General features: G+C 58.6%; 20 protein-coding genes and 1 tRNA gene. 16 read left to right on the plus strand and 5 right to left on the minus strand.

All coding sequences use genetic code 11. The features are described 5' to 3' along the window. Positions 1-70: 70 nt before the first annotated feature. From Q0802_RS16125 to Q0802_RS16135, 3 genes are all read left to right on the plus strand, one after another. Positions 71-1339 (plus strand): ABC transporter permease subunit, encoded by a 1269-nt coding sequence (locus tag Q0802_RS16125; protein ID WP_298920161.1) that lies wholly within the window; start codon positions 71-73, stop codon positions 1337-1339. Positions 1340-1560: 221 nt separating this feature from the next. Next, a complete protein-coding gene (locus tag Q0802_RS16130; protein ID WP_298920163.1) occupies positions 1561-2613 on the plus strand; it encodes a fatty acid desaturase in 1053 nt (350 codons plus the stop codon). 189 nt (positions 2614-2802) lie between these two features. After that, on the plus strand, positions 2803-3441 hold the full coding sequence (locus Q0802_RS16135; RefSeq protein WP_298920165.1) for a hypothetical protein: 639 nt from the start codon (positions 2803-2805) through the stop codon (positions 3439-3441). Here Q0802_RS16135 and Q0802_RS16140 read toward each other — a convergent pair. After that, positions 3438-5540 (minus strand): DEAD/DEAH box helicase, encoded by a 2103-nt coding sequence (locus tag Q0802_RS16140; RefSeq protein ID WP_298920167.1) that lies wholly within the window; start codon positions 5538-5540, stop codon positions 3438-3440. The two genes, Q0802_RS16135 and Q0802_RS16140, sit on opposite strands and share 4 nt — an antisense overlap. Positions 5541-5823: 283 nt before the next feature. On the opposite strand from Q0802_RS16140, the gene ugpB reads away from it, so the two are divergent. From ugpB to Q0802_RS16185, 9 genes are all read left to right on the plus strand, one after another. Beyond that, positions 5824-7134, plus strand: a complete 1311-nt coding sequence (ugpB, locus tag Q0802_RS16145) for a sn-glycerol-3-phosphate ABC transporter substrate-binding protein UgpB (RefSeq protein ID WP_298920169.1) — start codon at positions 5824-5826, stop codon at positions 7132-7134. Between the two features lie 45 nt (positions 7135-7179). Beyond that, on the plus strand, positions 7180-8061 hold the full coding sequence (ugpA, locus tag Q0802_RS16150; RefSeq protein ID WP_298920171.1) for a sn-glycerol-3-phosphate ABC transporter permease UgpA: 882 nt from the start codon (positions 7180-7182) through the stop codon (positions 8059-8061). A 17-nt stretch (positions 8062-8078) separates the two neighbouring features. Next, a complete protein-coding gene (gene ugpE / locus Q0802_RS16155; protein WP_298920541.1) occupies positions 8079-8915 on the plus strand; it encodes a sn-glycerol-3-phosphate ABC transporter permease UgpE in 837 nt (278 codons plus the stop codon). A gap of 3 nt (positions 8916-8918) precedes the next feature. After that, a complete protein-coding gene (gene ugpC / locus Q0802_RS16160; RefSeq protein ID WP_298920174.1) occupies positions 8919-9941 on the plus strand; it encodes a sn-glycerol-3-phosphate ABC transporter ATP-binding protein UgpC in 1023 nt (340 codons plus the stop codon). Positions 9942-10090: 149 nt separating this feature from the next. After that, positions 10091-13039, plus strand: a complete 2949-nt coding sequence (locus tag Q0802_RS16165; protein ID WP_298920176.1) for an EAL domain-containing protein — start codon at positions 10091-10093, stop codon at positions 13037-13039. Positions 13040-13328: 289 nt separating this feature from the next. Further along, on the plus strand, positions 13329-14468 hold the full coding sequence (locus Q0802_RS16170; protein WP_298920178.1) for an ABC transporter substrate-binding protein: 1140 nt from the start codon (positions 13329-13331) through the stop codon (positions 14466-14468). A 61-nt stretch (positions 14469-14529) separates the two neighbouring features. Then, positions 14530-15606, plus strand: coding sequence for an iron ABC transporter permease (locus tag Q0802_RS16175; RefSeq protein WP_298920181.1), 1077 nt, complete (start codon positions 14530-14532; stop codon positions 15604-15606). Continuing rightward, complete coding sequence (locus Q0802_RS16180) at positions 15603-16373, plus strand: ABC transporter ATP-binding protein (RefSeq protein WP_298920183.1); 771 nt, start codon at positions 15603-15605, stop codon at positions 16371-16373. The genes Q0802_RS16175 and Q0802_RS16180 overlap by 4 nt, the downstream gene beginning before the upstream one ends. Continuing rightward, positions 16357-16818 carry a pseudoazurin gene (locus tag Q0802_RS16185; protein ID WP_298920185.1) on the plus strand — a complete coding sequence of 154 codons (462 nt, stop codon included), beginning with the start codon at positions 16357-16359 and terminating at the stop codon, positions 16816-16818. Before Q0802_RS16180 ends, Q0802_RS16185 begins: the two co-directional genes overlap by 17 nt. Positions 16819-16887: 69 nt before the next feature. Here the strand turns inward: Q0802_RS16185 and Q0802_RS16190 are convergent. After that, positions 16888-16963 (minus strand) — tRNA-Ala (locus Q0802_RS16190). A 114-nt stretch (positions 16964-17077) separates the two neighbouring features. Continuing rightward, positions 17078-17410 (minus strand): TIGR02300 family protein, encoded by a 333-nt coding sequence (locus Q0802_RS16195; RefSeq protein ID WP_298920188.1) that lies wholly within the window; start codon positions 17408-17410, stop codon positions 17078-17080. Positions 17411-17522: 112 nt separating this feature from the next. Between Q0802_RS16195 and Q0802_RS16200 the strand changes: the two genes are divergently transcribed. From Q0802_RS16200 to Q0802_RS16210, 3 genes are all read left to right on the plus strand, one after another. Next, positions 17523-18215, plus strand: a complete 693-nt coding sequence (locus Q0802_RS16200) for a SprT family zinc-dependent metalloprotease (RefSeq protein ID WP_298920190.1) — start codon at positions 17523-17525, stop codon at positions 18213-18215. A gap of 47 nt (positions 18216-18262) precedes the next feature. Next, the gene (locus Q0802_RS16205) at positions 18263-18913 is read left to right on the plus strand and encodes a GntR family transcriptional regulator (protein WP_298920192.1); all 651 of its coding nucleotides are present in this window, start codon (positions 18263-18265) and stop codon (positions 18911-18913) included. A 147-nt stretch (positions 18914-19060) separates the two neighbouring features. Next, positions 19061-19546 carry a GNAT family N-acetyltransferase gene (locus tag Q0802_RS16210; RefSeq protein WP_298920193.1) on the plus strand — a complete coding sequence of 162 codons (486 nt, stop codon included), beginning with the start codon at positions 19061-19063 and terminating at the stop codon, positions 19544-19546. On the opposite strand, the gene Q0802_RS16215 is transcribed toward Q0802_RS16210, so the two are convergent. Both Q0802_RS16215 and Q0802_RS16220 read right to left on the minus strand, forming a co-directional pair. After that, a complete protein-coding gene (locus Q0802_RS16215) occupies positions 19543-20505 on the minus strand; it encodes an acetyl-CoA carboxylase carboxyltransferase subunit alpha (RefSeq protein WP_298920195.1) in 963 nt (320 codons plus the stop codon). The genes Q0802_RS16210 and Q0802_RS16215 overlap by 4 nt on opposite strands. Before the next feature lie 63 nt (positions 20506-20568). Beyond that, on the minus strand, positions 20569-21165 hold the full coding sequence (locus Q0802_RS16220; protein ID WP_298920196.1) for a LysE family translocator: 597 nt from the start codon (positions 21163-21165) through the stop codon (positions 20569-20571). A gap of 72 nt (positions 21166-21237) precedes the next feature. Between Q0802_RS16220 and Q0802_RS16225 the strand changes: the two genes are divergently transcribed. Beyond that, complete coding sequence (locus Q0802_RS16225; RefSeq protein WP_298920198.1) at positions 21238-21690, plus strand: Lrp/AsnC family transcriptional regulator; 453 nt, start codon at positions 21238-21240, stop codon at positions 21688-21690.

Consider the following 21690-nt stretch of genomic DNA (forward strand, 5'->3'; position numbering starts at 1 on the left):
AGCGCGAAGAGATCCTGAACATGATCTGGGACATGGAAGAAGAAATTATGGGCGGTAAGGAGGACGCGGCATGATCCCTCTGCTGATCTATATCATCATCTTCGTGGCCGCGTTCTTTATTGTGACCAAGGTTGTGCAAGGCGCGGGTCTGCATGATTACACCTCGCTGAAAACCGTGACATTTGGCGATGAAAGTGCGGTGCGGCCCAACCGGGCGGCGGGCATCATCTCGATCCTGACGATCTTTTTGATGTGGGGCATCTTTACCGGCTCCAGCCTGTTGCCGGGGTTCCTGCACGCGCCGGGCCCCTATGAGGGGACCACGAGTTTTACCTATACGTCGCAGGCCGAGGGCCAATCGCCCGATGACGCAACCGTCACCGTCGTTGTGCACCCGCGTGAGGTCGCGACAGAGGCACCGGAAGTTGAGCCGGGCGACGGCTTTGCCAAGAACGATTCCGCCGCGATTGCGCAGTGGCGTACCGGTCTGATCAACGTGGACCGCAACGATGACATCACCAAGAAAGACGGTGCCAAGGTCATCGCCATCAATGGCGAGAAGATCGCGCCGGGTGAAACGGTGAAGGTCGATGGGGGTGCGGTGACCCTGTCGGACAAGGGCACGCCCAACTTCGAGCCCACCCGTGGCTGGCAGATGGAGCCGCTGTATCTGCCGGCCCCCGAAGTTGTTTGGAAACGCTCTTTGCAGATTGCGTCAGAAGGCTTCCGCAATTTTACCCTGCTTGAGCACCTGGGCTACTCGCTGTTCCGCGTTGTGCTGGGCTTTTTGCTGGGCGCCGTTGTGGGCATCCCACTGGGGTACGCGATGGGGTTGAGCGACTGGTTCCGCGGCTGGTTCGATCCGATTGTGGAGTTCATGCGGCCGGTGCCGCCGCTGGCGCTCATTCCGCTGGTGATCATCTGGGCGGGCATTGGGGAGGCAGGCAAGATTATCCTGCTGTTCCTCGCCGCCTTGTGGATCATGGCGATTGCGGCGCGCTCGGGCGTGTCTGGTGTGAAAATCTCCAAGGTACACGCGGCTTACAGCCTGGGTGCCAGCAAGTGGCAGATCATGCGGCATGTGATCGTCCCCAACTCCCTGCCGGAAATATTCACCGGCGCGCGGGTGGCGATGGGCGTTTGCTGGGGCACGGTTGTGGCCGCCGAACTGGTGGCCGCCGAGCAGGGCGCAGGCATGATGATCATGACGGCGTCGAAGTTCCAGAACACCGACATCGTGATCATGGGCATCATCCTCATCGGCGTCATCGGCTTTGGCATCGACATGCTGATGCGAGCCGCGGAACGGTTCCTGGTCCCGTGGAAAGGAAAAGGCTGAGCGGCAAAAAGGGCCGATCTGGCATCTAAAATCAAACAAATGAAAAAGGCTCCACGGGAGCCTTTTTCGCAATTTGAGGGCGTTTCAGGGGCGGCTGAGGCCAATTAGCAACCTTCAACCGACAGATACATCAAATTATGTTCAGCTTTGGTCAATATGCTTGTGTAATCCTGTACCTCGTTTATCCCTGAAGAAACGAGCGAACAAAAAGGCAGCCTTTCATGACATCCGAGACCCCGTTTGAGGGCGCGATCCCGGTGGATCCTGCGCCAAGGCCTGCTGCAAGCTGGGTGAAAGTCCTGGCGCAATACCGCGAACCAAACCCGGCGCGGTCGCTTTTTGAAATTGCCGTTAGCCTGATCCCGTTTCTGGCCATCTGGGCAGTGGCCTGGTGGTTGCTGTCGGTCAGCTATTTTGCAGCTTTTGCATTGGCCTGCGTCAACGGATTGTTCCTGGTGCGCATCTTCTGCATCCAGCATGACTGTGGCCACGGATCATTTTTTGCAAACCGCACCGCAAGCGACTGGGTCGGGCGCGGGCTCGGGATTCTGACGCTGACGCCTTATGACGTCTGGCGGCGATCCCATTCCATTCACCACGCTAGTTCAGGCAATCTGGAAAAACGCGGCATGGGCGATGTCGTGACCCTGACTGTGGCGGAATATCGGGAGCGCAACTGGTTTGGACGTCTGCGCTACCGTGCCTACAGGAATCCGCTGGTGCTGTTTGTGCTGGGGCCAGCATATCTTTTTTATCTCGAAAACCGATTGCCGTTCGGCCTGATGGGGGATGGCTGGCGTATCTGGGCCAGCTCTATCGGCACAAATGTCGGCGTGGCCGTCAGTGTTGGGCTGATCCTCTACTTTGGTGGTCTGATGCCGCTGCTGCTGGTGTTCGTCCCGACAACGCTGATTGCGGCCTCATTGGGGGTCTGGCTGTTTTACGTGCAGCATCAGTTTGAAGAGACTCATTGGGACCAACCCGAAGATTGGGCCCTGCACGAGGCCGCCCTGCACGGGTCTTCGCATTACGTCATGCCTCGCGTGCTGCAATGGTTCACCGCCAATATCGGCATTCACCACGTGCATCATCTTTACAGCCGCATCCCGTTCTACCGGCTTACCGAAGTGCTCCGTGATCATGCGGAGCTGGCGCAGGCGCAGCGGCTCAGCATCGGCGAGAGCCTTGCCTGCGCGCGGCTGCACCTTTGGGACGAAAAACAGCGCCGTCTGCTGTCATTCCGTCAGATGCGCGCAGCCTACGGCGCGATCTGATCTTCACGAGGGTGTAACCCTATCGTAATCGGCAGAGAGTGGATTCGAATCCCTATCGGGGCTACGAGTTGATATCCTTGGGCCTAAGACCCAATAGTCACGGGTTTTATCCATGAAGCCATCCGTTTGCCTGAACTGGAGCGCCGCCGCCGCGCTGCTATGGCCTGCCCTCCGCCGCAGAGCCCGCTGATGAAGCAAAGATGGATTCTGCTGGTACTTTTTTACCTGGGCCTGATGGGGCTGGGGTGGCTGATCAGTGGATTTGTCTCTCAAGCCATCGACATGAAGGCAGCCGCAGGTCAGGGCGGTAACATGATGTGGATGATGATGACGGTCTGCATGATCTACATGTTTGCCTCCGCCATCCCCTTCGTGCCGGGCGCTGAAATCGGGTTGGCGCTGATTGCGGTTTTCGGCGCGCGTGTGGCTTTGCTGGTCTATGTCTGCATGATCTGCGCGTTGAGCCTGTCATATCTGTTAGGCCGGCTGGTGCCAGCAGCATGGTTGTCGCGCGCCTTCAACTCGCTGAGGTTTCGCAAGGCGGCCGCGCTTGTCGAGCAAATGGGAACCGCGGCACCGGGCGTGTTTGAGGCCCAACTGCGGGCACAGGTCAAAAACCGGGTGTTGCTGGCGTTGCTCGGCTACCGCTACATTGCGCTGGCCGTTGCCTTGAATGTCCCCGGCAACACGGTTGTGGGCGGCGGCGGCGGGCTGGCCTTGCTGGCGGGCATGAGCCGCCTTTTCAGCCCGCTGTGGTTCATCCTGACCCTTTTGATCGCGGTCGCCCCAATCCCGCTCACGGTTTTCATGATGGGCTACCAGCCTTAGGGTTTGCGGCGGGGCCGGGCGTTGGGGCCCTTGCCTGCTTGCTTGCCACGCTTGTGCGGCGGCACAAACCGTTTGGAGGTGTCGGCAGCCCGCTTTTTCGACGCGCTGTTGTCGCGTTTCTTATCCGCCTTACCACCATCGCGATCACTGCCGTGCCCTGCGTTCTCGGCATCGCGCGCGCTGCGTTCCGCTTTGGCGACCTGCCGGTTTTCCTTGGTCCAGACCGGTTTGGCACGTGCCGCGCGGGGGGCCTCTGAAGGCGCGCCGGATTTTGCCTTGGGTTTGGCACCCGGCTTCATCGGCGAGCGGTCGGTCTTATGTGACTTTGGCGGCTTCTTGCCCTTGGGCGCGGCGGCGGGCTTATGCGGCTTGGGAGCCGCCTCGGCACGCGGTTTTTCGCGCGGAGCCGGTGAACGGGGTTTTGCATCCGCATCCAGCGGATCATAGGATGGCTTGTCGCGCCGGGGTTTTTTGAAATCAGCCTTGTCCCGATGCGGTTTGCGGTCGGGTTTGGGGCCGCGTTCCAGATCCGGTGCGGCCTCCAGACGGGTCAGTTTTGCCCCATCCTCCAACACCATGTCGGCCCCAACGGCTGCCACGAAGGCATCCGCGCGGCTGGCCAGAACCTCGACAAAGCTATGGCTTTGCTGCACGCGGATCGCGCCGACATCGTCCTTGGTCAGGTTGCCACGCTTGCAGACCATCGGCAGCAGGACGCGCGGCTCCGCGCCGTCCTTGCGGCCCAGTGAGACCGAAAACCAGACCGACGGGCCAAAGCTTTTGCGCGGGCGGTCGTCCTTGGCGGCAGGATCAGAAAGCTCTTCGGGGGCAGATTTGCGGGCGCGCGCGATATTGACAAAGGCGGCGGCCAGCTGATCGGGGGAAAACTGCGATACCAGACGCGCGACAAGCTCCTGCGCGTTCTCGGGGATCGGGTCGGTCCAGGAAGGGTCGGCAAAGAGACGCGCCTCATCTTCGGCCATGACGTCAGCGGCAGAGGGCGGTTCGGCCCATTCCACCTTCAGCTTGGCCCAGCCGATCAGACGATTGGCCTTTGATCGCAGCTTCGGCGGCACGATCAGGGCGGAGACGCCTTTGCGCCCCGCCCGACCCGTCCGCCCCGAGCGGTGCAGCAATGTGTCCGAATTCGACGGCAGATCCGCGTGGATCACCAGTTCCAGATTGGGCAGATCAATCCCGCGCGCCGCCACATCCGTGGCCACACAGACCCGCGCGCGCCCGTCCCGCAGCGCCTGCAACGCATTGGTGCGTTCCGATTGGGTCAATTCGCCCGACAGGGCGACTACGGAGAAATTGCGGTTCGTCAGGCGCGAGGTCATACGTGCGACAGCGGCGCGTGTGTTGCAGAAAACAATGGCGTTTTTCGCCTCATAGAAACGCAGCACGTTGATGATCGCGTTGTCGATGTCGCGCGGATGGGTGTTCAGGGCGCGATACTCAATATCAGCATGCTGGCGCGCTTCACCAGCGGTGGAAATCCGCTGCGCATCCCTTTGGTAGCTTTGCGCCAGCTTGGCGATGGCCGCCGGAACGGTTGCGGAGAAGAGCAGCGTGCGGCGCGCCTCGGGGGCCTCGGAGAGGATGAATTCCAACTCCTCGCGAAAGCCCAGGTCGAGCATCTCGTCGGCTTCGTCCAGCACCACGGCGCGGATCGCGGAAAGGTCGATGTTGCCGCGTTTGATGTGGTCGCAGAGCCGCCCGGGTGTGGCCACAACCACATGTGCGCCCCGTTCCAGCGCGCGCCGTTCCGTGCGGCTGTCCATGCCGCCGACGCAGGAGGTCACAACCGCGCCCGCCAGCCCGTAAAGCCACGACAGTTCACGGCTGACCTGCATCGCCAATTCGCGCGTGGGCGCGATGATCAGCCCCAAAGGTGCGCTGGCCGGGCCGAAATGGGTGCCCTCGCCCAGCAAGGTTGGTGCGATGGCAAGGCCGAAGCCTACGGTTTTGCCGGAGCCGGTCTGCGCGGATACCAGCAAATCGGCCTCCGTCAGTGCCGGGTCGGTGACGGCCTCCTGCACGGGGGTGAGCGTGTCATAGCCCTGTTGGGCCAAGGCATCGGAAAGGGTCTGGATCACGGGATGGGTCCTGTTTTTCTGAGGCAGCGTCCTGCTGCAGGGCCACATCTGCGGCCCGGTTGCGCGGTCGTTATGCCTTTGTGGCCGAAGAGTCGATGGCAATATGTGCAACGCTGCCCGGTACCAGATGCAATGCTGCAAAAAACCTCTTTGAATTGAGGATGTTGTCACAGAACCTACACGATCCGCGTGAATAGAAGACCCGCATGCAATCGTGACGATTGCCAATTGATGGATTCATATGCACAGTTGGCGTCAGAGTCTGAATTGGGAGATCATAAAAATGAAAATGAAACATATGTTGTCGGCATCGGCGATGTCGGTGGTCATGGCCGCCCCCGCAATGGCGCAAACGGAAATCGAATTCTGGCACGCGTTTACCGGTCGGCTGGGCGAACTGGTTGCAGAACAGGTTACGACGTTTAACGCCTCGCAATCCGATTACCTTGTCACCGCGACGCATAAGGGCAACTATTCCGAGACGCTGAATGCCGGGATTGCGGCCTTCCGTGCAGGCGAACAGCCCGACATCCTGATGGTGTTTGAAGTGGGTACGGCCACGATGATGTCCGCCGCAGGCGCGATCAAGCCGGTCTATGAGGTCATGGCGGAAGCCGGAGCCGATTTCAATTCCGACGCCTATATCGGATCGGTCAAAGGGTATTATACGTCGAATGATGGCGAGATGCTGTCGTTGCCTTTCAACTCCTCGACGCCGGTGCTCTGGGTGAACCGCGACGCATTGACCGAAGCAGGCATTGATCCGAATGTGGATATGTCCACATGGGAGCAGGTGGGCGAGGTACTGGACCAGCTTAAGGCGGCGGGCAGTTCATGCCCGATGACAACGGCCTGGCAAAGCTGGATCCATCTGGAAAACTTCTCCGCCTATCACGACACGCCTTTTGCGACCAAAGCCAATGGGTTTGAGGGTGTGGACACCAAGCTGGCGCTGAACAGCCCTGCACAGGTGGCGCATGTTTCGGCCATGGGGCAATGGGCACAGGACGGCAAGTTCATCTATGCCGGGCGTCGCAATGAAGGCGGCGCCAATTTCCGCGCCGGTGAATGTGCGCTCTTTACCGAAAGCTCCGCCGGGTATGCGGGCATCAAGGCCGAAGCGCAGTTCGATTTCGAAGTGCGCCCGCTGCCCTATTGGAAAGCCCTGTCCGACGAGCCGCAGAACACCATCATAGGGGGCGCGTCCCTCTGGGTGATGGAAGGCCAGACGGATGAGGAATACAAGGGCGTTGCGGCGTTCCTGAACTTCCTCAGCTCGCCTGAAATTCAGGCCAAATGGCATCAGGACACCGGCTATCTGCCGATTACCACAGCGGCGGCTGAACTGACCAAGGAACAAGGGTTCTACGAGGCCAACCCCGGGACGGATGTGGCGGTGATGCAGATGACGGCCAAAGCGCCAACATCGAATTCCAAAGGTCTGCGTCTGGGGTCGTTCGACCAGATCCGCGGCATCATCGACGAAGAGCTGGAAGCCGTCTGGTCCGGTGACAAGGACGCGCAATCCGCGCTGGACAGTGCGGCGGCCCGTGGCGACGAGTTGCTGCGCCGCTTCGAGCAAGCCAACCGCTAAAAGACCCGCGCGCGCCGGAAAACCTCGGCGCGCGCGACCTGACACATGGAAAAGCGCGTTACCTTCAAAGGGCTCTGGTTGCCGCTTCTGCTGGTTCTGCCGCAGATCGTGATCACGGCCGTTTTCTTCTTCTACCCCGCCGGGCAGGCGATCTGGCAGTCGCTGTTCATTCCGGACCCCTTTGGTCTGTCGATGCAATATGTGGGGCTGGGGAATTTCGAATACCTGCTGGGCAATTCCTACTACCGCGCGTCTTTCGTGACGACGGCGGTGTTTTCGATCCTGGTGACCGTGGTGTCCATGGGCATCGCACTTTATCTGGCGGTGCTGGCGGACAGGCTGATCAAGGGATCGGGCGTCTACCGCACGCTGCTGATCTGGCCCTATGCGGTGGCCCCTGCCGTGGCCGGGGTCTTGTGGCTTTTCATGTTCAACACCCGCGTGGGCGTGGTGACCTGGTATCTGGGCGTGCTGGGGTACGACTGGAACCACGTGCTCAATGGCGAAGAAGCCATGGGTCTGGTGGTCGTTGCCTCCGCCTGGGGACGTATCAGCTACAATTTCCTCTTCTTTCTGGCGGGGCTGCAATCCATCCCGAAATCGGTGATCGAGGCGGCGGCCATTGATGGCGCGCGTTTCTGGACGCGGTTCCGCACGATCGTCTTTCCGCTGCTGTCGCCCACGACCTTTTTCCTGCTGGTGGTCAACATCGTCTATGCTTTCTTTGAAACCTTCGGGGTCATTCACACGATCACGTCGGGTGGTCCGCAGCAATCCACCACCATCCTTGTCTACAAGGTGTTCTCGGATGGTTTCGTGGGGCAGGATCTTGGCTCTTCCGCCGCGCAATCGGTCATCCTGCTGGTGATCGTCGGGCTGCTGACCATCGTGCAGTTCAAATACATCGAACGACGGGTGCATTACTGATGGCGGAACGCACGGGCATGGTCGAAAAACGCGGCGCGGGGCTCTGGCTGACCCATCTGGGCCTGTGCATCGGGCTGCTCTTTATCTTCTTCCCGATCTGGCTGGCCTTTGTCGCCTCCACCGTCTCGCAACCCGAGATCACGCAGCCGCCGATGCCGCTGCTGCCGGGAGATCAGTTTTTCGAAAACTACCGCAAGGCCTTGCTGGCAGGTGTCAATGCGCCCGTGGCCTGGATGATGCTGAATTCGCTCTTCATGGCGATGGGCATTGCCATCGGCAAGATCATCATCTCGCTGCTCTCGGCCTTCGCCATTGTTTACTTCCGCTTTCCCGGGCGAAAGACCTTCTTCTGGCTGATCTTTCTGACCCTGATGCTGCCCGTCGAAGTGCGGATCGTGCCGACCTATGAGGTGGTGGCCAGCTTCGGCATGCTCAACAGCTATTCGGGCCTGATCTTCCCGCTGATCGCCTCGGCCACGGCGACATTCCTGTTCCGGCAGTTCTTCATGACCGTGCCGGATGAGTTGGCCGAAGCCGCGCGGGTGGATGGTGCGGGACCAATGCGGTTTTTCCGCGATATCCTGCTGCCCATGAGCCGCACCAATATCGCGGCGCTCTTCGTGATCCTCTTTATTTATGGTTGGAACCAATACCTCTGGCCGCTGCTGATCACCACGGACCCTTCGATGAACACCATCGTCATGGGCATCAAGCAGATGTTCCCGTCGGGTGACGATATTGCGGATTGGCCGGTGATCATGGCCACGTCGATCCTGGCGATGATCCCGCCGGTGATTGTGGTTGTGGGCATGCAGCGCCTGTTCATCCGCGGACTTGTAGACAGCGAGAAATAACACATGGCGACAGTCAGCCTTGAGGCGATAAAGAAATCCTTCGGCTCCACGGATGTGATCCACGGTGTGGACATCGACATCAAAGATGGCGAATTCATCGTGATTGTCGGGCCTTCGGGGTGCGGGAAATCCACCTTGCTGCGCATGGTGGCCGGGCTGGAGACGGTGACATCCGGCGAGGTGCGCATTGACGGCAACCGGGTCAATGACCTTGAGCCGATGGACCGCGACATCGCCATGGTGTTCCAGAATTACGCGCTTTATCCGCATATGTCGGTTTTCGACAACATGGCCTATGGTCTGAAAATCGCCGGTACGCCCAAATCGGAGATTGTCGAACGGGTGGATGTGGCGGCCAAGCTGTTGCAGTTGGAGCCCTACCTCAAACGTCGCCCGCGGGAGCTTTCGGGCGGTCAGCGGCAACGGGTTGCGATGGGGCGGGCGATTGTGCGCAAACCGTCGGTCTTTCTTTTTGACGAGCCGCTTTCCAACCTTGATGCCAAGCTGCGGGTGCAGATGCGGCTGGAGATCAAGCAGTTGCAGAAACGTCTGGGCGTCACATCGCTCTATGTCACCCATGATCAGGTGGAGGCGATGACGCTGGCGGACCGGATGATCGTCATGAACGGCGGGGTTGCCGATCAGATCGGCGCGCCTTTGGAGGTCTATGCGAACCCGGCAACGGAGTTTGTCGCAGGTTTCATCGGATCGCCGCCCACGAATTTCCTCAAAACCGATCTGGCCTCTGTCGCAACGCCGGGGGCATCGACGCTTGGTGTCCGTCCGGAGCATCTGCGTCTGACGACGGACCCTGCGCCCATGTCCGGCACCGTGCTCTATTCCGAAGCGCTGGGGGCGGAAACACTGGTCCATCTGAAGCTTGTAGATGAAACGCTGGTCACAGTGCGCCAGAACGCGACCGATCCGCTGCCCGACGAAGGAAAAACCGTCGGCCTGCTTTGGGATGCGCGCGACCAGATGCTGTTTGACGCGCAGGGCCGCCGCTGTGCCAGTGATGCCGCGTAGGGGACGAAATCGTCAGCGCCCCATACCGTTTCGGCTGATCCTGTCGAGGTCTGCTAAGAGCGATGCGCGCAAGATCGTTAAAAGTCGAAGATTACGCTTCGGGTAACCTATCCCCTCTATGGTCGCGTCGTTGAGTCGAAGGCGCGTGCATGCAAATTGCGGATTTCTTGAAGGATTATGTGTCGCGGACACAGGATGCCATTGCGATTGCCTATCGCGAGGCAGATGCGCCTGAGGCCAAGCTGGTGTTCATTAATGCGTCTTACACGCGTCTTTTTGGGTATGAAGCGGACGAGGTCGTCGGTGGCCCCGCGCGTATCGCCCATGATCCAGAAACCTGGCAGGCGTACAATGAGCGCGTGGTGTCAAAATTCCGCGCCGGAGAGACACAGATCAGCTCGGAATTGGGATGCGTCCGGGCAGATGGGTCGACGTTCTGGGCAAGTATCGTTGTCTTTCTGATTGAAGATACCGGTAATGACGGGTTTTACACCTGCGCGACTTTTCGTGACATTTCTGATCTGAAAGCGCGCGAGGCAGCGGCCGCCAAAGCGCTTGAGGATCGTGACCGCCTGTTGGCTGAGCAAGAGCGGATGTATCAGGAACTTCTGGCAACCCAGACGCGCATGTTCTCGGCGCTGAATGCCTATCCTGACCCCTTTGTGATCTACGACAACGACATGCGGCTGGTGATCAACAATACCGCCTATCAAAAATCCATGTCCACGAACCCGAATGCGATCAAGCCCGGCATGCATATTCGCGATGTGCTGATCGAAGCGATGGACTGTGGGTTGATGCCTGTTCCAGAAGGCGGGCGCGACGCCTTTCTGGAAGATTTGCTCAGCACAGCGCGCATTGCCCGCGACACCGAAGACGTCGAGATGGCCGGTGACACGCACCATCGAATACTACGCAGCAGGGCGGAGAATGGCGATTGGGTGCTGATCCGGATGGATATCACCGAGCTTGTTCGTCAGCGCCGAAGTGCTGAGGAATTGCAAGAGCGCCTGCTTGCCGCGATAGGTGCCTATCCCGCACCCTTCTGCATTTTTGACAGCAATTCCCAGCTTGTGGCCTGGAATGAAAGCTATGCCTCCTTTCTGACCGATGATGCCAAGGAGATTTACCGAGGCATGACCCTTAGGGCGGCCTTGCAGGTCGGCATGAAGAACAAGCGGTACGTCGCGGCGCTTGGGCGTGAAGAACCTTGGCTCGAAGAGATGCTGGCATCCAATGAGAATGCCAATCCCGTAGAAGATATTGAGCTGGCCGGAGATATTCACCACCGGGTGATGCGGTCACGGTCGAAAAACGGGGATCTGGTCATCCTGCGGCTGGATACCACTGAACTGGTGCGCCAGCGCCGGGCGCTTCAGCAAACACAGGAACGCCTGATCTCCGCAATCAACGCCTTTCCGGACCCGTTTGCAATCTATGATCATACGTTACGATTGTTGACATGGAATCCTGCCTTTACAGCCTCGCTCACCGACAACCCCGCTGAAATTTTCGTTGGTATGACTGCCAAGGAAGCCATGCAGCTGGGTGTCCAAAACGGCAAAATTACCGTGGCCGAGGGCGAGGAGACAGAAATGCTGGAAGAATACGTATCTTCCAAGCATATGAAGATTGGTATCGAAGAAGTTGAATTTGGCGATGACGAGCATTTCCGGATCATTGTGTCCCGATCCGAAAGAGGCGAATTGCTGGTTCTGCGGCTGAACATGACAGAATCGGTCCGCCAGCGCCGGACCCTTGAGCAATATGCCAACAAGCTGGAAGCTGCCAATCACGAGATTACCCATAAAGCCTTTCATGATCAGTTGACCGGTTTGGGAAATCGGCGCTACCTGTCTGAAAAATTTGAAGAACTATCGCGCCGAAGGATGTCTGACGGGGGCGAGCTTGCCGCGCTGCACATCGACCTGGACCGGTTCAAACAGATCAACGACACGATTGGACATGCCGCCGGCGATCATGTTCTGGTTGATGTCGCAAATCGGATTCGATCGAATGTGCGTACCAACGATGTGATTGCCCGCATCGGCGGCGATGAGTTCGTCATTTTGCTCTGGCTGCCCAGCGGCTCGGCGCGGTCAGAACAACTGGCACAATCCTTGTTGATCGACCTTAGCAGACCCTCGATGTTCGAAGGCCGTGAATGCCGATTTGGTGCCTCCATTGGGATTGCCCAGACGCCGCTCGCAGATGAAGCGGATTTGCTGACCAATTCCGATGTTGCACTTTATAAAGCCAAACGCGCTGGCCGCGGCCAGATCGGTATTTTCGACCGTACGGATATCGAGGAGATGCGCCATACCAAGAAACTGGCAGACGATATCATGCGGGCTCTGGAGGAGAGAGAATTCCTGCCGTTCTATCAGCCTCAGGTCGATGCAAAAACCGGCATGGTGGTGGGTATTGAGGCGCTCGCGCGTTGGCGGCATCCCGAAAACGGGATTATGACCCCGGACAAGTTCCTGTCCGTCGCCACGGATTTGAATGTCGTTGCGGATATTGACCGGATGATTTTTGAGAAGGCCATCAATGAATGTGAACGGTCGTTCGAGGATTTTGACCAGAAGCCAAGCCTGTCGTTCAATGTCAGTGCAAACCGAATCCAGTTCGAAGAGATCAAGCAGATCGGTAAGATTGCCAGTGCCTACTCCGGGCATGTGGCCTTTGAACTGCTGGAGACGATCTTTCTGGAAGAGGAAAGCGATGCCTTCCTGTTGCAGTTGGACCAATTGCGCGAAATGGGGATTTCGCTTGAGGTGGACGATTTTGGCAGCGGGCGGGCGTCGGTGGTGGCGCTGCAACGTATCGCCCCTGATCAGCTGAAGATCGACCAGCGCCTGGTGTCCCCCATTGAAGAGGGGAACAATGCAGCGCGACTGGTGCAATCCATCATCGAAATCGGGCATGCGTTGGACATCGGGGTCACGGCCGAGGGCGTCGAGACGGAGGATCAGGCGCGTATTCTTGCAAACCTGGGCGCGGAACGCTTGCAGGGCTATTATTTCTCCAAACCTTTGTGCCTTGACGACCTGTTGTCCTATCTTGCCCGGAATCGGGCGGTGTTGCGGGTGGTCTGAGGATGGGCCGTGCGACGTAACATCGGTTGGGACGATCCGAGGTACTGAAAGAACACGCCCTTTTTCTGAAACGAAGCCATCAAACCGGGTCTGTCTTGGAGAAGCATAAGTCAGCACATTGGTTCGCCAGCTAACTGTCTGGCGACGTGCCCTCGCGCTATTTTTAACCTTCATCAGCAAGCAAATTATTTCTTGACTCTTTCAGTCAGATAACAGAGTCACAGGTCAGCAGCCAGGATCACCCCAGCGCACTCATTCAATTGAAACGCCTCAGGAAAGTGATCAGGATATGCGACATTCATCCATCCGCGCCACGCTCTTCGCCCTTGCTGTTGTTGCGGCAACGGCTCCCGCTGCCCTTGCCGATCCCATGACGGTTACAGATATCGCAGGCCGCGAAATCACCCTGCCGGCCGCCCCCGAAAGGATCATTCTAGGCGAAGGCCGGATGATGTATGCCATTGCGCCGCTGGCTACCGATGATCCCTTCGAACATGTTGTCGGATGGAAGGACGATCTGATCCTCTATGACCCTGACGCCTTTCGGAAATTTGAGGCAGCGTTCCCCGAAGATACAGCGCGCATGGTCAACTTCGGCAACCCCTATGCGGGTGATTTCAGCATCGAAGCGGTCATCGAAAACAAGGCTGATTTGCTGATCCTGGATTTGGGAAATCTTTTCAAAGCGGAGGAAACCGGCCTGATCGAGAAGCTGGACGAAGCAGGTGTGCCGGTGGTCTTCATCGACTTCCGGCGGGACCCAACGGCGAATGCGATCCCTTCGATGTTGCTGCTGGGCCGCCTTCTCGAAGAAGAGGCCCGTGCCGCTGAATTCATTGATTTCTACGTGTCGGAAATGCGCAAAGTGACGAATGTTGTGCAGACCCTGCCGGTCGATGAAAAGCCGCTGGTCTTTATGGAAAACGCTGCGGGCTGGAATCCGCAGTTCTGCTGTTCGACCTTTGGCAGCTACAACTATGGCCGGTTTATCGAATTGGCCGGCGGCCGCAACTATGGGTCCGAGAAGTTCTCCGGCTACAGTTCGGAGGTCAGCCTGGAAGGTCTGATTGCGGCCAATCCGGACGTTTTGCTGGGTACTGGCGCCAATTGGGCAGAAGCCCGGCCCGAAGTGTCAGCAACGCTTCTGGGCTATGATGCGGACCCGGCAGATAATGCCAACCGCCTTCAGGCCCTCGCAGATCGTGTGGGGTTCAAGGATTTGCGGGCTGTTCAGGACGGGCGCATGCATTCGATCTATCACCAGTTCTACAACAGCCCTTACCATTTCATTGCCATCCAGCAGATTGCAAAATGGCTGCATCCTGATGACTTTCCCGATCTTGATCCAACCGCGACCCTGGCCACGTTGCACAGCCGCTTCATGCCCTTCGCGATGGATGGCCAGTTCTGGGTCAGCCTGCCGGAATAACCTGTTCAAACGGTCGGGTTTTCACGCCCGGCCAATGCTCAACGCGTGAAGGATGCCCTTTATGACCATGCCAACAGCGGCGCGAGACGAGGTCGTGGCGGGCCTCGTCGACACCTATCGTCACCGCAGCTTCCGGCGCTTGCTTTTGTTACTGGGGGCCCTTGCCCTGCTTGGGGTGATGGTGCTCGTGGACATAATGACCGGGCCCGCGCGCCTGTCCTTTTTGCAGGTGGTTTCCGTCATTCTCGATCCCGCAGGGGCCACGGCCCAGCACAAGGTTATCGTCTGGGACCTGCGCCTTCCAATCGCGCTGATGGCGGTCTGTGTTGGCGCCATGCTCGGCGCGGCAGGGGCCGAAATGCAGACGATCCTGAACAACCCTTTGGCGGATCCGTTCACGCTGGGCCTGTCGTCCGCGGCAAGCTTCGGGGCGGCTCTGGCGATCGTGCTGCAGTGGTCATTGATCCCGGGCCTCGGTGTGTTCTTCGTCACCGGAAATGCCTTTGTCATGGCGTTATTCACGTCACTGGCGCTTTACGGTTTCACGCGATTGCGCGGCGTGACACCCGAAGCGATGATCCTCGTCGGCATCGCCATGCTGTTCACCTTCAACGCTTTGCTGGCCTTGCTGCAATACGGTGCTTCCGAATTGCAGCTGGCGCAGATCATCTTCTGGCAGCTCGGGTCGCTGGCGCGTGCGAGTTGGGGCAAGGTGCTCACATGTGTGATCGTGCTCGGGGTTGTACTGCCCTATTTCATGTCACGGTCCTGGGCTTTGACGGCCCTGCGGATGGGGGAGGAGAAAGCCGCCAGCCTCGGGGTCAATGTGTCCTTCCTGCGTCTGTCCGTTCTGGCGGGTGTGTCGTTGCTGGCCGCCGTTGCAGTCTCCTTCGTTGGTGCCGTGGCCTTCGTGGGTCTTGTCGGTCCGCATATCGCCCGGATCATCTTGGGCGAAGATCAACGCGGGTTCCTGCCGTTCTCCGCACTGGCGGGTGCGTTGATCATGTCAGCCACATCCATTGCGTCAAAGGCGATCACACCGGGCGTGATCTACCCCATTGGCATGATCACTTCGCTGATCGGCATCCCGTTTTTCATCAGCCTGATCCTGTCCCAACGTCAAAGGCATTGGCAATGAGTCTGACCGCACATGGGCTTCGCGTTTCCTTCGGTGCGAGAACGGTGTTGTGTGATACCGGTTTCGACATGCTCCGGGCCGGCCAGCTGACGGCCCTGATTGGCCCCAACGCAGCCGGGAAATCAACGCTCTTCCGCGCCATTGCAGGTCTGGTCAGAACGGATGCCGGTGGCGTTCATCTGGATGGGCGCGACCTGTCTGAGCTCTCTCTTCAGAAGCGTCTGAAACACATCTGTTTCATGCCCCAGTTTTTCACCGCCAATGCCGCGCTCTCGGTCTTTGATGTGGTCCTCATGGCGCAAAAGCAACTCGCGGGCTGGCGCGTTTCTCAAAACGATATGACGGCTGTCGCCCGGGCTCTGAACGATGCCGGGATTGGTCATCTGGCAAATGCCAACATCGGCGAATTGTCCGGTGGACAGTCGCAAATGGTATCGGTTTGTCAGGCCCTGATCCGCCGCTCTGATGTGTACCTCTTTGACGAGCCGACAAGTGCGCTCGACTTGCGGCATCAGCTGGATGTCATGGCCCGTATCAAACAGGCAATGGTGGCGCGAAATGCAATCGGCGTCGTTGCGCTGCATGACCTCAATCTGGCGGCGCGATTTGCGGATCATATTCTGCTGATCGGGTCAGGGGAGGTATTGGCCCAGGGCACGCCCGACAAGGTGCTGTCTGATCCGCTGATTGCCCTGAGCTACGATGTCACAATTCAAACCGGGCTTGGACCCCGGGAGGAACTGAATGTTCATGCCTATGCTGACTAGGATGCTTTGCAATGCCGCCCTTGCTCTGATGGTCGGGGCCATGCCCTTTTGCGCCACTGCGGCAGAATTCGAGATTCAGATGCTGAATGCGGCCCCGGGCAATGCGCAGCATACGAATGTTTTTGCGCCCGCCATCCTGCGGATCAGCTCCGGGGATATGGTGACCTTCGTCCCCACCGATACCGGCCATAACACTGCGTCAAAGCGCGGTATGATCCCGGAAGGGGCCGAGCCCTGGAACAGCCCAATGGATACCAGATACAGCGTGACCCTCACCGTTCCGGGTGTCTACGGATACCTTTGCCTGCCGCACTATGAAATGGGTATGGTCGGGTTGATCATTGTGGATGACGCCGCGCCGAATCTGGAGAGTGCCAAAAAGATACGCCACCCAGGTGCCGCAAGAGCGGCCTTTCGGGACCTGTTTGACCAACTGGCCAATTGAGCGCGCGCTCAAGGCGCTGCGCCCTCTGCCAGGTCGGCAACGGGCTGTCATATTACGGCAGGAAAGGATTGGTGGAGCCTAGCGGGATCGAACCGCTGACCTCCTGCATGCCATGCAGGCGCTCTCCCAGCTGAGCTAAGGCCCCGATTTCGGAGTGTTTCCGAAGGGAAGGATCGTTAAATCCAGTGCGCCGCTGAATAGGCGCAACGCGGGGCGGGATCAAGAGAAAAAAGCAGACCCGCCACGCGAATTGATAAAATCAGCTGTCGTCGTCGTTTGTGGCGACATCCGCGATTTCTTCCAGTGGAACGTTATCGCTGTCGTCTTCGTCGTCATCAAGGATGTCATCACCCAGATCGACATCGACATCTGAATCGTCGTCGTCCAGCACAACATCTTCTTCTTCGGTTTTGGCCTTGGCTTTTGCAGATGCCGCATCCTCGGCATCCGCCGCGATCATGCGGGATTTGCTGAGGTCGATCTCGACCACTTCACCGGTGTACGGGCTGACGATCGGGTCTTTGTTCAGGTCGTAGAAACGTTTGCCGGTCGTGGGGCAGAGGCGCTTCGTTCCCCATTCTTCCTTGGGCATGAAAAACCCCCTTTGCAATTTCGGTTCAGGTGTAGATGATTCCGGCCAAGTGCCATATGAGACGGGGGCTGTAAAGGCCTGCCGCGCGCAAGGTGATCATTGAGAGCCCGATATGTCTGACAAGTTTTTGCCCGGTGAGCCGCCGATCCCGCTGATCCTGCGCCGTTCCGCGCGGGCGCGCCGAATTTCATTGCGCATTTCGCAGCTGGACGGGCGCGTAACCCTCACCTTGCCGAAACGGGTGCCGGAGCGCGAGGCGCTGGCGTTTGCGGGCGAAAAAGAAGGGTGGATTCGCAAACATCTGGCCGCGCGGGGTGAAGATGTCACCGTTGGGATCGGGTCTGTTTTGCCGATTGGGGGCATGATGCATGAAGTCGTACGCGGGCAGGGGCGGCAAATTGGATTCGAAGACGGACGGGTCGCGGTTCCTGGCGCCCCGGAACGGGCAGGGCGACGCCTGGTGGGACATCTCAAGACATTGGCACGGGCGCGTCTTGCTGAGGCGTCTGATCATTATGCCGCGAGGCTGGGAAGGCCCTACAGCGCGATGAAGCTACGTGATACGCGATCGCGTTGGGGCTCCTGCACGTCCGAGGGTAATCTGATGTATTCCTGGCGTCTGATTCTGGCGCCGCCGCCGGTACTGGATTATGTGGTCGCCCATGAAGTTGCCCATTTGGCGGAGATGAATCACTCACCTGCGTTTTGGGATCAGGTCACCCGGATTTATGGCGACTATAAGGAGCAGAGACGCTGGTTACGAAAGCAGGGCGGTGATCTGCACAGGTATCGTTTTGATGGCTGAGGCTGCTCTGCTCTTGACCACAGGTCTATTTGTGATCACAAAACTACATGATCCTGAACCCACGCCCCGCCGACGCAACCCCAGTTGCCCATGATCGCGTCTATCGCGCGCTACGCAGCCGCATCATGCAAGGGGACCTGCCGCCCGGCGAAGCAATGACCTTGCGTGGCATCGGTCGCGACTACGAGGTATCCATGACGCCCGCGCGCGAAGCGGTGCGTCGTCTTGTTGCCGAAGGCGCCTTGACCATGTCCTCCTCGGGACGTGTTGCGACGCCTGAGTTGAGCAATGAGCGGATCGAGGAACTGGCAGCGTTGCGGGCTTTGATCGAGGTGGAATTGGCCAGCCGGGCACTGCCGCGCGCGCATATGGCGCTGATCGAGAGGCTCCAGACCATCAATGTTGCCGTCTCTGAGGCGGTCGCGCATCGGGATGCGGTCAGCTACATCAGGACCAATCTTGAATTTCACCGGACGCTTTATTTGCGTGCTCAGGCCCCTGCGATGCTCGCGATGGCGGAAACGGTCTGGTTGCAAATGGGGCCTACAATGCGCGCACTTTACGGGCGTTTGCGTCAAACCGAACCGCCTCAATTCCACCGTCTGATTATCGCGGCGCTGCGTGCGGGAGATGAGCCAGGACTGCGGCTCGCGGTTCGTTCGGACGTGACGCAAGGCCTCAGAATGTTGGCGAGCTGATCAATTTACGCAACGTGCGGGCTTGAAAAATTCTACCATATGTAGAATTTTAACAAAATTCGGCCCTGCTGGAGCCATAGTTTTTCGTTCGAATAGGGGTGCGAATACTGGGCTGCGGGGTTTCGTATATACTTGTAAGAAATTGAAATGAAACAAAGTAATGAGAAATTTTCGGGTGTTGTCCGATGTTTGCGGGTCGAAGACCTCCCGCGTATCCAACAAATGGTCGGGAAATTGGCTGAACATCATGGCGATGTTGCGACCGTAACCCTTGAAGAACTGGCGCGCGATGTTCTGGGTGCGTCTCCCTGGGTTCGAATTCTGGTTGCTGAGCTTTCTGGGGATGTCGTTGGCTATGCCGCACTCTGCCCCTTGGCTCAGATGCAATTTGGCGCACGCGGGATGGACCTGCAGCACCTGTTTGTCGAGGAGCATGCGCGCAGGCTGGGTGCTGGCCGGGCATTGATCAAGGCCAGCCAGGCGCGCGCGCGCGCTGAAGGGTGCAAATACCTGTCTGTCGGGACGCATCCGGACAATGTCATGGTGCATGGCATTTACCCTGCGATGGGGTTCGACCCGCTCGATCCCCCCGGCCCAAGATTTCGCATCAATCTGAGCGAGACAGCCGCCTAGGCTGCAAGGCCCTTCGACCCGATATCAAGGAACTTGGAGCGCCGGTCCTGGATCAGTTCAGAGGGGTCCTTGCCGTCCAGATCGGCCAGCATATCCTGGATCGTCCTGCCCACCGCTTCAATGGCCTGAGGGGCGTTGCGGTGCGCGCCGCCCATGGGTTCGGAAATAATCCGGTCGATCACACCCAATTGCTTGAGATCCTGTGCTGTGAGGCGCAGGGCTTCGGCCGCTTCGCGCATTTTTTCCGCATCTTTCCATAGAATCGAGGCGCACCCCTCCGGGCTGATCACGGAATAAACAGAATGCTCCAGCATCGCGACCCGGTTGGCCGTCGCAAATGCCACCGCGCCGCCAGAGCCGCCTTCGCCAATCACGACCGCGACCAGCGGAACGCCGATTTGCAGACATTTTTCGGTCGCGCGCGCAATCGCCTCGGACTGTCCACGCTCTTCAGCACCCTTGCCGGGGTAGGCGCCGGGTGTGTCCACCAGCGTGATGACCGGCAGACCAAAGCGGTGCGCGATGTCCATCAAGCGGATGGCCTTGCGATACCCTTCGGGCCGGGCCATGCCAAAGTTGCGCTCGATACGCGATTTGGTGTCCGTACCTTTTTCATGTCCAATGACCATGACCGGCTTGTCATTAAACCGCGCAAGCCCCCCCATGACCGCGTGATCATCGGCAAAATTGCGGTCCCCTGCCAGCGGCGTGTAATCAGAGAACAGAGCGTCGATGTAGTGCTGACAGTGCGGGCGTTCCGGGTGACGCGCCACCTGGCATTTCCGCCAGGGTGTCAGCGATTTATAAAGCTCTTCGAGCATCGCGCCCGCTTTTACGTCCAAAGCAGCGGCTTCTTCGGTCACGTCCATCTCTTCATTGGCACGGGCCAGCGCGCGCAACTCTTCCGCTTTGCCCTCGATTTCAGCCAGCGGTTTCTCGAAATCCATGTATTGGGTCATGACGGACCTTTGTGTAATTGCCTTGCCTTATATGGCGGGCAATCAACGGCAATGCAACGTCTCTCAGAACGGCTTCAGGACCGGGTAGAGTGATAAAATCAGCAGGGCGGCCATGACCCGGTTGAAAATTTGCAGCCGTGTCCGGTTGGTCAGAACCCGTGCCATTTGCTGCCCCAAAACCGTCCAGAAAGTGATTGACGGCAGGTTCACACAGCCAAAGACCGCCGCCACAAGTGCAAATGCGGTGAGTGTCTGGCCGGGCGCATAGACGGAGAGCGCCGTCAGCGCCATTGCCCATGCTTTGGGGTTGACCCATTGGAAGGCTGCCGCCTGCGCGAAGGTCAAGGGTCTGGCCTTGTCCGATGACCTCTCAAGCGGTGCGGCTGTCGCGATTCTCCAGGCCAGATAGGCGAGGTAGAGCACAGAGACGACCTTCAGAATGGTATAGCTGATTGGCAGGCGCTCGAATATCTGAGCCAGACCCGCGCCCACCAGAACGATCATCAGCGCGAACCCGACCGAAATGCCCAGCATATGTGGGATGGAGCGGGTAAACCCATAATTTGCGCCGGATGCCATGAGCATGAGGTTATTGGGTCCGGGGGTGGCCGAACTGACAAAGGCGAAAACGATCAGGGAGGAGAGGATGTCAAAGGTCATCTTCACAATTATTCAGAGGTTCCGGGGAGTGAAATTGCGTTTTCTTGAGAATTAAGGGATAGTGCGCAATATATGTCGAAGTTTGATCAGGTATCCGACCATATATTGCGTGAACTCAAGCGCGACGGACGCATCAGCAATCTGGCGCTGGCTGAACGTGTGGGTCTGTCTCCCTCCGCGTGTCTGCGCCGCGTTCAGGAACTGGAGCGCAGCGGTGTGATCAAGGGCTATCGCGTGGTGTTGGACCCGGCCTCTTTGGGCATCGGTTTCGTGGCCTATATTACGGTCGGCCTGGGGGATCACTCCAAGGCGTCACAGGAGGCGTTCGAGCGTGCGATATCCCGCGCACCGGAGGTGGTGGAATGTCATAATGTCACCGGCGCGACCGAATATCTGTTGCGCGTGGAATGTGCCGATTTACCCAGCTACAAGAGCTTTCACACCGACAAACTGGGGGCTTTGCCACAGGTTAATGCCATCACGTCTTATGTGGTCATGGGCTCGCCGAAAGACGAACGCGCCTGA

This window comes from uncultured Roseobacter sp. (genome assembly GCF_947495275.1).
Lineage (GTDB): Bacteria > Pseudomonadota > Alphaproteobacteria > Rhodobacterales > Rhodobacteraceae > Roseobacter.